Here is a 13164-nt window from a genome sequence, read left to right on the forward strand (position 1 = left end):
TAATTAATGCTACCAATTTTAGGCAACAGAAATTACAATTTTAATTGCGCCCATTTTTTATTGTACAAAGGAGCAATTTTCTTGAGGTTATCGATTAAATTATTCATCGGAATACTTGGACCGCCACTATAAATAGAAGTAATCTCATCGGCTTTAGCATCAAAAAACATTCGTAAGGGTGCCGAGTTGGGCCTTGTTCCACTCACTTGACGCAAGAGCTGTATGGCTTCTGCCACTTTTGTTTTACCTTTTTCTGCATCTTGATACATACTATCTAAGCCTTCTATATGATAAACATAAAGCGCCTTACGATAGTCTTGAAAAGCATTAGAAAGCAAGTCATCGTTAAGTCTGTACTTAGACATAGCCCCATCTCCTGGAGACCAACCAGTAGTTCTTCCTTGTTGAGCTATGTTTACAACTTGCTTGGCTTGTTGATGGTATTCATCTCCTGCATTTAATTTAAATGTATCGGCATCTAATCCAATTATGGTAAAAGCAAAGAAATTGAGGTTTGCCGTTAAATTACCTGAATAATTGTTGGGCTCAAACCTTAACGGATCAAATTCTGTATATTGAAAATTAAAATCATCATCTTTATAATTCAACACTGGAGTAGTAAAAGTACTGCCATAAACTGGTCTTGAAGATTGCACTTGAATGGTCGCTCTAAATTGATCGGCTTCAAACTCTTTTACCGTAATAAATATAGCACAATTTATACGTTTATCTTTCTTAAGATTTAGATTAGTAAATTGCGTTTTATTCATATAATCTTCTATCGAAGATTGCAAGGTTTTAAAGATGCTTAATTGCGTCTTTCCTGTTTGCTCTGCGTTTAAAGTAACACTGCAATTTAATTCCTGAGCCTGTAAGCTCACGCTAAACCCTATGATGAGCAATAAAATAAAACGCTTTAAATAAGCCATAATATAAAAGTTAGATGCTAGTTATTTAAACGTGATTGAATATAATTAAGTATATCTTTAGCTACCAAATCTTTGGTCTTTAACTCATAATCTAAAACTTGTTGGGTATCGATAATCCTAATTTTATTGGTGGGTTGCTTAAACCCTGCCCCCTTGTCGTTTAATGAGTTTAATACAATTGCGTCTAAGTGCTTACGTTGTAATTTCCCACGGGCATTCATCAATTCATTTTCTGTCTCAAGTGCAAAACCCACTAGAAATTGTCGGGTTTTGGCTTCGCCCATCGCTTTTAAGATATCTTCTGTCTTTTCTAGCTGGATTTCTAGAAATTGATCGGCTTTTTTAATTTTTTGATCGGCTTTTTTTACAGGCCTATAGTCTGATACTGCCGCTGCAGCTATAGCCAAATCTACTTGCTCATAGTGCTTAAAAACAGCATCATACATTTCTTTGGTGCTTGTTACCGGGATAAGGCTAACATTAGGCAAGTCAATTTTTTGATTGGTAGGGCCGCTAACCAAAACCACTTGTGCGCCGAGCTTGGCCGCCTCTTTAGCAAGAGCGAAACCCATTTTTCCGCTTGAGTGATTCCCAATAAACCGAACCGGGTCAATTGCTTCATAAGTAGGCCCTGCGGTTATCAACACCTTTTTTCCTGTCCAAGGGTTTTGCTTTCGCTGATAGTCAAGAATATAATTAATAATATCCTCTGGTTCTGCCATTCTGCCTTCACCGCTTAAACCGCTTGCTAGTTCTCCACTGCCTACAGGAATAATTAAATTCCCGAAAGCGCTTAATTTATCTAAAGCATTTTGAGTACCCGGGTGTTTGTACATATCCAAATCCATTGCAGGAGCAATAAACACGGGACATTTTGCAGAGAGATAAGTAGCTAATAAAAAATTATCGGATTGAGCATGGGCCATTTTGGCCAAAGTATTAGCCGTAGCCGGTGCCACCAGCATAAAATCGGCCCAAAGGCCTAGATCAACATGGTTATTCCAAACCTCATCTTCCTCATCGGTAAAAGAGGTAATCACATCATGTTTTGAAAGCGTTGACAAGGTTAAGGGTGTAACAAATTCTTTTGCTTTTGGCGTCATAATCACCTTAACCGATGCGCCTTCTTTAATGAGCAAACGAACCAAAAAGGGTATTTTGTATGCGGCGATTCCTGCCGTAATACCTAATACCACTTTTTGGTTCTGTAAAAAGCCTGCCATATCTTATCGATTAGGCTTGTTGGTCTTCTTTTGTATTTCTGAAGTAGATCTTATCTTCTAACCACTCTTCCACTGCTAAAGCGTGTGGTTTAGGTAAACGCTCATAAAATTTAGAAACCTCTATTTGCTCTTTGTTCTCAAAGATTTCATCTAAACTATCGTTATAAGTGGCAAACTCATCTAACTTCTCAATCAATTCCTTTTTTATCTCAGAATTGATTTGTGTAGCACGCTTGGCCACAATTGAAATAGCCTCATAAATGTTATCTGTAGGAGCATCTACTAAGTTTTTATCAATAGTAGTAGTACTTACTGGCGCTTTAGAATTTTTAATATCCATAGGTTTATCCTAAATTATTTTCTGAATTGTTATTTAATCTCTCTTTTATCTCTTTTGCAATAGTATTTGCTTGCTCTACATATCCCCCCTGAGGGAAGTATTTCAAGTAATCTTCATAATAAGTTTGTGCCGCGATTAAACGCTCTTCTACCAACTGGGCGTAACTGTTGATTGCTAATATGTAGGCAGCATCTAATTTATAAAAATAAGCTTCATCCCTAAATTTAGAACCTGGATTATTTTCTATAAAATTATCAAAGGCTTCAATAGCCGCTTTATAGTCCTCGCGGTGATGATAAGATTTAGCGATTTCGTAAGCTTTTTTCTCTAACTTTTCACGTAGAGCTGCGTATTTCTCATTAGCATCTCCAATATGCTCTCCATCGGGAAATTTACTAATGTATTCTTGAAATTTATTCATCGCCTTTAAGGTTTCGGTCTGATCAAGCGAATACCTTGGCGATTCGTTATAATAACTCAATGCACTTTTGTAAAAAGCCTCCTCGTATTTTTGACTATTGGGATAAGACTTAGTAAAACGCTCAAATTGATATGCCGAGTCAAAGTAAGCACCTAAAATATAATAGCTATTGGCGTGCACAAAAGATATATGTTCTCCCTGGGGTTTCCCTCTATATTGAGGCAATACCTGTTCAATAAGTCGTAAGGCTTTTTTATGTTTTGATTTTTTATTTTCAGCAAGTCCTTCTTCATAAAGTTGCATGGCCACCTCATACTTCTGTTTTACCTCATCGCTCTTTAACGCCTTTTGGTATTCACTACAAGAAGTATGGCCAGCCATAAGACTTACTAGTAAAAATAAATAATAAATATTATGTTTTAAAATTTGTTGCATCCTGCAAAAGTACTGTTTTTTAGAATAGTAAAAAAATAATTGTTTCATTTCAGCTTTAAGCATTGGCTAGGCTATCCATAAATTCGTGAATACGATATTTTAAATTAGCCGAAGCTTCAACCAGAGGTAACCTTACCACCGCCGTAGATAAGCCTAATTTTTGAAACACAACCTTAATCCCTGCAGGATTTCCTTCTTCAAAAATCATATCTATAGCTGGAGCTAATTTATAATGCAATTCATAGGCTTCATCGACCTTACGATCAAGACCCAGGGCTACCATTCGTGAGAAATCTTCGGGAAAACCTTCACCAATTACCGAAATAACTCCCGCACCTCCCGCTAGAACCATAGGCAGTGTTATCATATCATCGCCCGAGATTACTAAAAAATCTTTAGGACAATTATCTATAAGTTGCATTGCTTGCACTAGATCGCCCGCCGCTTCTTTAATTCCGATTATATTTTCAAAATCAGAAGCCAGTCGTGCTACTGTGTGCGGCAACATATTACTGGCGGTTCTACCCGGCACATTATATAGTATTATCGGCATTTTAGTAGCTTGTGCAACTTGTTTGAAATGCTGATAAATACCTTCTTGGGTAGGCTTATTATAAAAAGGAGAAACCGACAACAAGGCATCAAAACCTGTAAGATTATCATTCTGCAATTGATCTACCACTTGTTGGGTACTGTTACCTCCTACCCCTAAGACCAAGGGTAGTTCTCCGTTATTTTCATCGATTACAATTTGCTTGACCCGTTCTTTTTCTTCTGAGGTTAAGGTTGCGCTTTCTGCCGTAGTACCTAAAACCACCAAGTAGTCAATTCCATTTTCTATTTGGAATCTCACAATTTTGCGCAGGGCGATTTCATCGACTTCGCTTTCGGGTGTAAATGGTGTTACCAAAGCCACTCCTGTACCTACAAATTTTTGCATAATTGTTATTTTATAATTTTTAAATATTTAACTAACTCCTGTGTAAACAACTCGTGTTCATCTAATGGAACCAAAACTTCTAAATCATTCAAACGTTTTTCATTTAACCGAAAACCAATCCGTAAAGTGGTTTTCACTCGACTACTGACAAACAATAACTCTTGCCTATCTTGATTAAAGTAATTGATTAACAAATCATACTTTTTTTCTAAAAAAGGCTGTGCTGCAGATTGCTTCTGAAGCTTCCCTAACAAAGAAAACGACTTTTTAGTAAAAACGCCCTCATTCTCGGTTTTGATTTGTTCTGCGAAGGACAAACAATTTATAGCGTCATTGTTAAGCTTAAACTGTTTTGTCAAGTTTTGCCTTAAGTTTGCAATATTTACTTGATCTTTTTCATACAAAATCCCAATGCTATTTATAGCTGATGGTTTTTGCACCCTTTTTTGACTCAGGTTTTTATTGACCTCTTTTTGTATTGCTCTTTGTTTTAAACTCAATTGTTTTTGTCTTATTGACCGTAAAGCCAAGCATTTCTTAATTCAACACGTGGGTCTTCTAGTGGCAGATCCATGTTTTTTAACTCTTTTTTTATCAAGACAGGCGCTATCACTTTTGTTTTTAAATTAAGTAAGGCCCCATCGCGCTCCACCAGCATTTCAATTTTATCACCCTCCTTCCAGTTTCGACTAGTTAATATGAGGTTCATAATATTATCTAGATTATAATTTTGTCTATTTATAGATTTGATGATATCACCGCCTTGCAAGCCAGCATTTTTCAGGAAAGAGTTTAATGCAATACCTTCACGTACAAATATCTCTTTACTATCTGGTTTTGCATCTATAAACGGATCTGCTTGATTTAAGAAAAAATCGGTTTTAATAGTATCTACCGATTGCTCTACCCCTACTTTGGCTAGAAGTTTTTTGTAAGGTATAGGTGTATTACCCGCCACGTAAGTATTTAGAAAACCCCCAATTTCTGGATAGGTTAATTCGGTAATAACTTGAAATAATTTTTCATCTTCAAAGGGTTTGTCTTTACCATACTTGGCACTCAATGCTTTCATTAAATCTAAAACGCCCATTTTACCATCGCTTAATTCGCGCAAACGTATGTCTAAGCTCATCCCAATTAGTGCTCCTTTTAAGTACACATTATAGTAATTAGAAGCATGTGGGTCTTCAAGTATATGCCGACTCATATGTGTAAAAGCTATCTCGTCATCGTAATTGGTTGCAGCTTCTATTTTCTCGGCAATTCTTTCATAAAAAGCAGACTCATCAATTAATTTTTGATCGATTTGAAAAAGATTGGCAAAATATTCGGTAACCCCTTCATACATCCATAGATGCTGTGACATTTTAGGCTTAGCGTAATCAAAATAATGCACTTCTTTAGAGTGAATATTTAGAGGAGTTATGATATGAAAGAATTCATGTGCCACTACATCGGTCATACTTTTGTTCAAAAAATCTAGTGGCATAGCCTCTGGCATTACTACCATGGTAGAAGTATGATGTTCTAGCGCTCCAAAACCTTGCGCATCTGTTTTCTCAAGATCAGACAAATAGAGAAGTATCACGTATTCGCCAGTATTGTCAATTTCACCTAAAAAGTTTTTTTGCGCCCTTAAAATTTTCTCAAGATTCGGCTTTAGGTCTTTTGCATCATATTTTTTATTAGGTGAGTACACATACAGACGTACTTGCATTTCTCCCTCAAGATTAAACTCAGCCGCGCTAACATCGGTGTACATAATAGGATTATCCATCACTTCAAAATATCGTGAAGCTTGATAAATGTCTTTCATTTGCATTTCGCCAACTGCCTGACTAGAAAGCTTTTTAAGTGAAGTACCTCCGTTCAAATGTGCATCGCGTAAAATTGAAATCGTATAAGGAGTTTCTTTCAAATCCGTAAAGTAACCTACAAATCCGTGTAAGTTTAGCACGAAGTTTTCATTATCAGCAATATTCGTTCCCGATGGAGAAAACACTCCTAGTTCATCCTCGGCATCATAAGTATCATCTACAGTATAAGTAATATAATCTAGTTGTTGCGCGTTTTGAATTTCATAAGAGTTCATTCCAATCGGTTTAACCGGAAGTAAATTTCCTTTATAATCATAAGCTTTAAATCCAGATAATAATCGGCCGTAATTATCTACAGAATAGGTACCTGGTACCGTTTGCGGAATATTATAACTAACGATGTTTTGATTAAAAGCTTGGGGATCTATTTTTACTTCAACGCGGTCGTTTTCAACATTAACCAAATCTATATGAACCTCTGTAAAAAAAGGCTGGCCTTTAGTGTTTTTTTGAACCCCGCACGACCAAATAAAAAATGAAAGGCTTAAAAGAAAGATTATTTTTTTCATAGTAATTGTATTCATACTATATAGACCGACTATTTTAGTAGTTGTTACATAGCGCTCAAAAATAATTATTTTTGTGACGAAAAAAACAAATAAGCCAAGCTTATATTTACCTTTGTAAAAAATCATTTTATGCATTACTTAAAATCAGGTCTTGTCTTACTCGCAGGACTATGCCTAGTGAGTTGTAAAGAAAAAACTTCTTTGGCGGTAAGCCATATAAAGGCTAAACAAATTGCGGTCGCAGCCGATATAGAAGAAGACCCTAAAATTACTGCCTTTATCCAACCTTATAAAGAGCATATTGACAAAGAAATGAACAGCGTTTTGTCTTTTACGCCTAAAACTTTATCTAAAAATGATGGCGAATTGAATACAGCTATAGGAAATATGGAAGCTGATGCAGTTTTAGAGATGGCCACCCCTATTTTTCAAGAAAGAGAACAAAAATCGATTGATGCAGTTCTATTAAACCACGGTGGAATTCGTTCTATCATCAGTAAAGGCGATATTACTACAAAAACCGCTTTTAATATAATGCCCTTTGAGAATGAGTTGGTAATTGTAGGAATCAAAGGTAAGCACTTGCATGCTATGTTTGAATACTTAGCTCAAAATCAAACCGCGCACCCCTTAGCGGGAATGCAGCTCATTTTAGATAAAAACGGATCTATAAAAAGTAAAAAGATTCAGGGTAAAAATTTAGAAGATGATCGCTTGTATTATATAGCCACCAACGATTATTTGATGGAAGGCGGTGATCGCATGGATTTCTTTAAAAAGAAAGAAACCGCCACTTATATTGATTACAAATTAAGAAACCTTTTCTTAGATTACTTTAAAAAACACGATACCATTAATCCGTTACGCGACCAACGTTTTATACAAGAATAAGTCATGAAAAGAAGAACATTCATTCAAAAAACGGCTGCGGCAGGATTTCTTACAAGTATCGCCGGTGCAGGCGTTTTAAGCACAGGATTCAAACCCTCTTTTAAGAAGCATATCACCATCTTGCATACCAATGATGTGCATAGCCATATAGAACCCTTTAGCCCACAAAACGCTAGAAATCCAAATGCTGGTGGAGTTGCTAAACGCTATACTTTAATTCAAAAAATTAGAAAAGAAAATCCTAATGTACTTTTATTAGATGCGGGCGATATGTTTCAAGGCACGCCTTATTTTAATTTTTATGGAGGAGAGCTTGAATTTAAGCTTATGAGCAAAATGGGTTATGATGCTGCTACATTGGGAAATCACGACTTTGACAATGGTCTAGACGGCCTGTTGGCGCAAATACCAAATGCTAAATTTAGTTTTATAAATAGTAACTATGATTTCTCCAATACTATTCTTGACGGTGGCTACATAAAACCTTATGAAATTTTTATAAAAGATGGAGTGAAAATTGGTGTTTTTGGCGTAGGTATTGAATTGGAAGGATTAGTAAATAAAAAAATGTATAGAGAAACTCAGTACAATGATCCTATTATGGTGGCTCAAGACCTTAGCCACCAATTAAAAAATGAAGAGCAATGTGATTTAGTAATTTGCCTTTCGCATTTGGGTTACCGATATAAATCGGGTAAGATTGATGATTTAAAGCTTGCCAAACGAACCGAAAATATTGATTTGATTATTGGTGGGCATAGTCATACTTTTTTAGATAAACCTACTGTGGTCCGTAATGCCAAAGATAAAAATGTGCTTGTAAATCAAGTAGGTTGGGCAGGAATCAATTTAGGCAGAATAGATTTTTATTTAGACGACCAAAAAAACATCAGTAGCGAAGGGGCAAGCATACTGGTTTAAATTATACCGCCAGCGCTTTGTTTCGCACTGGCGGTTTATAAATCAGATCATATTTAGAAAAGTTGATTCATCAATAATTTGAGTGTTCAGTTTTTCGGCTTTAGCCAATTTACTAGGTCCCATATTTTCACCAGCTACTAAGAAATCTGTATTTCCAGAGATTGACCCCGTTACTTTTCCTCCATTATCTTCGATTAACTTTTTAAGTTCGTTCCTCGAAACCTGTGTAAAAACACCAGATATCACAAAGTTTTTACCCGATAAAACCGAAGAAGTTGGTGATAGGTCAGTTTCTTCAATTGCAAGTTGTAAACCATAATCTTTTAAGCGTTTAATAAGTTCGCGATTTTGCTCTATAGCAAAAAAATCGGTTACACTTTCGGCTATTCGAATTCCTATTTCATTTACCGCCTGTAAATCCTCAAGGCTTGCTTCTTGCAAGGCATCTATATTAGGGAAAGCTTTGCAAAGCGTTTTGGCTACTGTCTCCCCTACAAACCGAATTCCTAATCCGAATAACACCCTAGGATAAGGAACCGCTTTCGATTTTTGGATTCCTTGAATTAAATTTTCGGCAGATTTGTCTGCCATTCGCTCTAATGGAAGTATTTGCTCTTTTTGAAGGGTGTATAAATCGGCATAATTTTTTATTATACCTTCTCGAACCAAAAGTGCTACCGTTTCTCCGCCTAAACCTTCGATATCCATGGCTTTACGAGAAATAAAATGCTGGATTCGACCCACGATTTGAGGTGGACATCCTGCTGCATTCACACAATAATGCAGTGCCTCTCCCTCTTCTCTTTTTAAAACAGTATCGCATTCAGGACAATTCGTAATATATTTTGTAGGCTGAGAATCAGTTTCTCTTTTAGAGAAATTTACCCCTACAATTTTCGGTATTATTTCTCCACCTTTTTCTACATAAACATAATCTTGTTCGCGAACATCTAATTTCTCAATTTGATCGGCATTGTGTAAGGAAGCTCGCTTGACCACCGTGCCGGCCAATTGTACAGGCTCTAAATTTGCCACTGGTGTAATGGCTCCCGTACGTCCTACTTGATATGTAATTTGATTTAATTTAGTTTCGACTTGTTCTGCCTTGAATTTGTAAGCTATAGCCCACCGGGGTGCTTTGGCTGTAAAGCCTAATTCGTCTTGATGTTGCAAATTATTTACCTTGATTACTACCCCATCTGTTTCATATGGTAAGTCATGCCGGTGCTCATCCCAGTAATTTATAAAATGTAAAACCTCATCGATACTATTCATTTGTTGTGCTTCTTCTGGCACCTTAAAACCCCACTCTCTAGCACTTTTTAAAGATTCAAATTGTGTAGTAAGGTTTAAATCTTGTCCCACAACAGCATAAGCCAAACAGTCTAACGGCCTTTTTGCCACTTCGGTGCTATCTTGCAATTTTAAACTACCCGATGCTGTATTACGCGGATTAGCATATGGTTCTTCACCTGCAGCAACACGTTCTGCATTCAACCTAGCAAAGCCTTCATACGGAAGCACAATTTCGGCACGAACATCAAATCGAGCCGGAAAATCGCCTTGTAATTGCAGGGGAACCGATCGTATAGTTTTAACATTTGCCGTAACTTCATCTCCCTGTTCTCCATCGCCACGGGTCACTGCCCGCAGCAACTGGCCGTTTTGATAGGTTAGGTTTATCGATGCGCCATCATATTTGAGTTCACAGGTATAACTAATTTCTCCTGGAATAAGTTTTTTAACGCGCTTCTCCCAGTCTAGTAATTCTTCTTTGGAGTAAGAATTAGCCAGCGAATACATACGCGAATCATGTTTAACGGTTTTAAAATTTTTGGTAACTTGACCTCCTACGCGTTGGGTTGGCGAGTTGTCAAGAGCCCATTCTGGGTGTTTTCGCTCGAGCTCTTCTAGCTCTTTAAGCTTCATATCAAAGTCATAATCGCTAATACTCGGTTTATCTAAAACGTAATAGCGGTAATTGTGTTGGTGTAACTCTTTAGTGAGTAGTTTTATTTTTTCTTTTGGTTCCATAAAGACTTATTGCTCTCTAAAAGCGAATTTAATAAATATACAGCAGTAAACTAGTTTTAACTTTAATAGTAAATGCCATTTATAAAATAAAAGAGTCTTTAGCTGCAGCTAAAGACTCTTTTATTATACTAGGCTATTCCGTATCTATAACTATTATTCAGATACGGTCTCTTCCTCTTTTTCTGTGGTAAAATCGGTTTTACCGGCTTTTATTAAAATATTGTACCATTGAATTACCTTTTTAATATCGCTAGTGTAAACACGATCTTCGTCAAATTCTGGTAATATTTCTTGAAAGTATGCCTCAAGTTTCGCTTTGGATTCTTTATGACTAACACTGCTTTCTTTATGATCTTCTTTTTCGGCTATTTTTTGAAAAACTTCACCTAAAGGTACTTCTTCGGTATAGGTATAAATAGCAATTTCACTCAACATACTCACATTGTGGCGTACGCTTACAGAAAGTTTTTTTCCTGTATCTAAAGACTCCGCTACAAAACCACCACGCGTTTGCGCTTTTAATTCATATAAACCGGGTTTTCCCGAAATAGACAGCACTTTATCTAAACTCATATTCTATTTTTAGTTAATTAAAAAAACAAATATCTAATCTCTACCTTTATTTCACAAGTTTAACGCGCAATTTTTTGCTTAGGAAAGCGCATACGGTAGTCTATTTTAATTTTTCCTTTACTGATGTTAGCAAGTTTACCCTTTATCAATCTCTTTTTCAAACTAGACAATTTATCGGTAAACAAAATCCCTTCAATATGATCGTATTCATGTTGAATTACTCGTGCAGCTAATCCTGTAAAAGTATCTTGATGTTTCACCCAGTTTTCATCGTAATAAGAGATGGTAATCTCTGGCTTTCTAAACACATCTTCACGCACATCTGGTATGCTTAAGCAGCCTTCATTAAAAGCCCATTCATCTCCCGTTTCAGATTCAATTTGAGCATTGATAAAAACTTTTTTTAAATCGCGTAATTGATCTCTATCTTCTTTGCTTAAATCTTCATCTTCTGCAAAGGGTGTAGGATCAATCACAAATAAACGAATAGGCAAACCAACTTGAGGTGCGGCCAGCCCCACACCATAGGCGTTATACATGGTTTCCCACATATTGTCTATTAGCTCTTTTAACTTGGGATAATCCTTATTAATAGCTTTAGCTTTTTTCTTTAATACGGGATCTCCGTAGGCTACGATTGGTAAAATCATAAATTTTGTATTTCTTGAGGATGCAAAGGTAAGTAAAGCACCTTAAACTTTGTAGCAATTTACTATAATCCACAAATGAAATTAAAAAAAGCTACAACTTACTTACCTTTTGAATATAAATAGTTTTGCAAAATAATGGTTGCGCTAATCTCATCGATAAGCGCTTTATTTTGCCTTTTTTTCTTTTTCATTCCACCTTGAATCATGCTTTGAACGGCCATTTTACTTGTAAATCGTTCATCTTCACGCTGCACCTTAAGTTCTGGACATTCTTTTTGCAAAACTTTTAAGAAAGCCTGGATAGGCGCTTCACTCTGGCTAGGAGAGCCATCTCTTTGTTTAGGTTCGCCCACCACCAGCAACTCCACCTTTTCTTTAGCAATATATTCTTTGATAAAAGTTAATAAGTGTTTAGTTTCTACAGTGGTAAGTCCAGAAGCAATGAGTTGCATCTCATCGGTAACAGCTATTCCTGTTCTCTTGGTACCAAAATCAATGGCTAAAATTCGAGGCATAAAAGGTTTGATTTTTTGCAAATTTAATACTTCTTTAAAAATAGATTTCTATTTTGGCCAGATACTGTATATTTACACCAAATTATTTTTATGGAAAGGCTACAAAAAAGCATTGAAGAGGCTTGGAACGATAGAAGTTTATTACAAAATACCGATACGGTACAAGCTATACGAAAAGTAATACAATTAATAGATGAAGGTTCTTTGCGTTGCGCAGAACCTACTACAGCTGGCTGGCAGGTAAACGAATGGGTAAAAAAGGCTGTTGTACTTTATTTCCCGATTCAAAAAATGGAAACCATGGAAGCTGGTATATTTGAATACCACGATAAAATGCCACTAAAAACGGGCTACAAGGAAAAAGGAATTCGTGTTGTACCCAATGCTGTGGCTAGGCACGGAGCTTTTATATCTAAAGGGGTCATTATGATGCCTAGTTATGTTAACATAGGCGCTTATGTTGATGAGGGCACTATGGTAGACACTTGGGCAACTGTAGGTAGCTGTGCGCAAATAGGAAAAAATGTTCACTTATCTGGAGGAGTTGGAATTGGTGGAGTTTTAGAACCTTTACAAGCTGCTCCTGTAATTATTGAAGATAATGCATTTTTAGGATCTAGAAGTATTGTTGTAGAGGGAGTACGCGTAGAGCAAGAAGCCGTTCTAGGTGCAAATGTGGTTTTAACAGCATCGACCAAAATTATAGATGTTACGGGCGACACACCAAAGGAAATGAAGGGAATTGTACCCGCTCGCTCTGTAGTCATACCCGGTAGTTATACCAAGACGTTTCCTGCGGGGGAATTTCAAGTACCTTGTGCTTTGATTATTGGAAAGAGAAAAGAGAGCACCAATAAGAAAACCTCGCTAAATGACGCATTACGAACGTATGACGTAGCCGTATAG

The 13164-nt window shown here is 36.5% G+C and carries 14 protein-coding genes; 3 read left to right on the forward strand and 11 right to left on the reverse strand.

The annotated features are described in order from the left end of the window. Positions 1 to 32 precede the first annotated feature (32 nt). Genes porD through ACFSQ0_RS05995 form a run of 7 tightly spaced genes read right to left on the reverse strand, consistent with a single transcriptional unit; the run spans position 33 to position 6674 of the window. Positions 33 to 929: a type IX secretion system protein PorD gene (porD, locus tag ACFSQ0_RS05965; protein ID WP_379045569.1), complete on the reverse strand. Its 897-nt coding sequence runs from the start codon at positions 927 to 929 to the stop codon at positions 33 to 35. A 17-nt stretch (positions 930 to 946) separates the two neighbouring features. Next, positions 947 to 2152, reverse strand: coding sequence for a bifunctional phosphopantothenoylcysteine decarboxylase/phosphopantothenate--cysteine ligase CoaBC (coaBC, locus tag ACFSQ0_RS05970; protein ID WP_379045572.1), 1206 nt, complete (start codon positions 2150 to 2152; stop codon positions 947 to 949). A 10-nt stretch (positions 2153 to 2162) separates the two neighbouring features. Beyond that, entirely contained in the window at positions 2163 to 2492 is a 330-nt protein-coding gene (locus ACFSQ0_RS05975; RefSeq protein ID WP_379045575.1) for a DNA-directed RNA polymerase subunit omega, read from the reverse strand. A gap of 4 nt (positions 2493 to 2496) precedes the next feature. After that, the gene (locus tag ACFSQ0_RS05980; protein WP_379045578.1) at positions 2497 to 3348 is read right to left on the reverse strand and encodes an outer membrane protein assembly factor BamD; all 852 of its coding nucleotides are present in this window, start codon (positions 3346 to 3348) and stop codon (positions 2497 to 2499) included. 55 nt (positions 3349 to 3403) lie between these two features. Continuing rightward, positions 3404 to 4288 carry a 4-hydroxy-tetrahydrodipicolinate synthase gene (gene dapA, locus ACFSQ0_RS05985; RefSeq protein ID WP_379045581.1) on the reverse strand — a complete coding sequence of 295 codons (885 nt, stop codon included), beginning with the start codon at positions 4286 to 4288 and terminating at the stop codon, positions 3404 to 3406. Between the two features lie 5 nt (positions 4289 to 4293). Then, positions 4294 to 4788, reverse strand: coding sequence for a DUF6913 domain-containing protein (locus ACFSQ0_RS05990; RefSeq protein ID WP_379045584.1), 495 nt, complete (start codon positions 4786 to 4788; stop codon positions 4294 to 4296). 11 nt (positions 4789 to 4799) lie between these two features. Further along, a complete protein-coding gene (locus tag ACFSQ0_RS05995) occupies positions 4800 to 6674 on the reverse strand; it encodes a M61 family metallopeptidase (protein WP_379045587.1) in 1875 nt (624 codons plus the stop codon). A gap of 129 nt (positions 6675 to 6803) precedes the next feature. Here ACFSQ0_RS05995 and ACFSQ0_RS06000 point away from each other — a divergent pair, with 129 nt between their 5' ends. Together ACFSQ0_RS06000 and ACFSQ0_RS06005 are read left to right on the forward strand one after the other, a co-directional pair. Continuing rightward, entirely contained in the window at positions 6804 to 7565 is a 762-nt protein-coding gene (locus tag ACFSQ0_RS06000) for a 5'-nucleotidase C-terminal domain-containing protein (protein ID WP_379045590.1), read from the forward strand. A 3-nt stretch (positions 7566 to 7568) separates the two neighbouring features. Then, positions 7569 to 8486, forward strand: coding sequence for a bifunctional metallophosphatase/5'-nucleotidase (locus ACFSQ0_RS06005; RefSeq protein WP_379045593.1), 918 nt, complete (start codon positions 7569 to 7571; stop codon positions 8484 to 8486). Positions 8487 to 8528: 42 nt separating this feature from the next. On the opposite strand, the gene ligA is transcribed toward ACFSQ0_RS06005, so the two are convergent. The 4 genes from ligA to ruvX form a co-directional block, all read right to left on the reverse strand. Beyond that, positions 8529 to 10520: an NAD-dependent DNA ligase LigA gene (ligA, locus tag ACFSQ0_RS06010; RefSeq protein ID WP_379045596.1), complete on the reverse strand. Its 1992-nt coding sequence runs from the start codon at positions 10518 to 10520 to the stop codon at positions 8529 to 8531. A gap of 153 nt (positions 10521 to 10673) precedes the next feature. Then, the gene (locus ACFSQ0_RS06015; RefSeq protein WP_379045599.1) at positions 10674 to 11093 is read right to left on the reverse strand and encodes a DUF5606 family protein; all 420 of its coding nucleotides are present in this window, start codon (positions 11091 to 11093) and stop codon (positions 10674 to 10676) included. Between the two features lie 59 nt (positions 11094 to 11152). Continuing rightward, on the reverse strand, positions 11153 to 11743 hold the full coding sequence (def, locus tag ACFSQ0_RS06020; protein WP_379045601.1) for a peptide deformylase: 591 nt from the start codon (positions 11741 to 11743) through the stop codon (positions 11153 to 11155). Positions 11744 to 11841: 98 nt separating this feature from the next. After that, on the reverse strand, positions 11842 to 12258 hold the full coding sequence (ruvX, locus tag ACFSQ0_RS06025; protein ID WP_379045604.1) for a Holliday junction resolvase RuvX: 417 nt from the start codon (positions 12256 to 12258) through the stop codon (positions 11842 to 11844). Positions 12259 to 12348: 90 nt separating this feature from the next. Between ruvX and ACFSQ0_RS06030 the strand changes: the two genes are divergently transcribed. Then, a complete protein-coding gene (locus ACFSQ0_RS06030; RefSeq protein ID WP_379045607.1) occupies positions 12349 to 13164 on the forward strand; it encodes a 2,3,4,5-tetrahydropyridine-2,6-dicarboxylate N-succinyltransferase in 816 nt (271 codons plus the stop codon).

Source organism: Mesonia sediminis (assembly GCF_042684705.1).
GTDB lineage: Bacteria > Bacteroidota > Bacteroidia > Flavobacteriales > Flavobacteriaceae > Mesonia > Mesonia sediminis.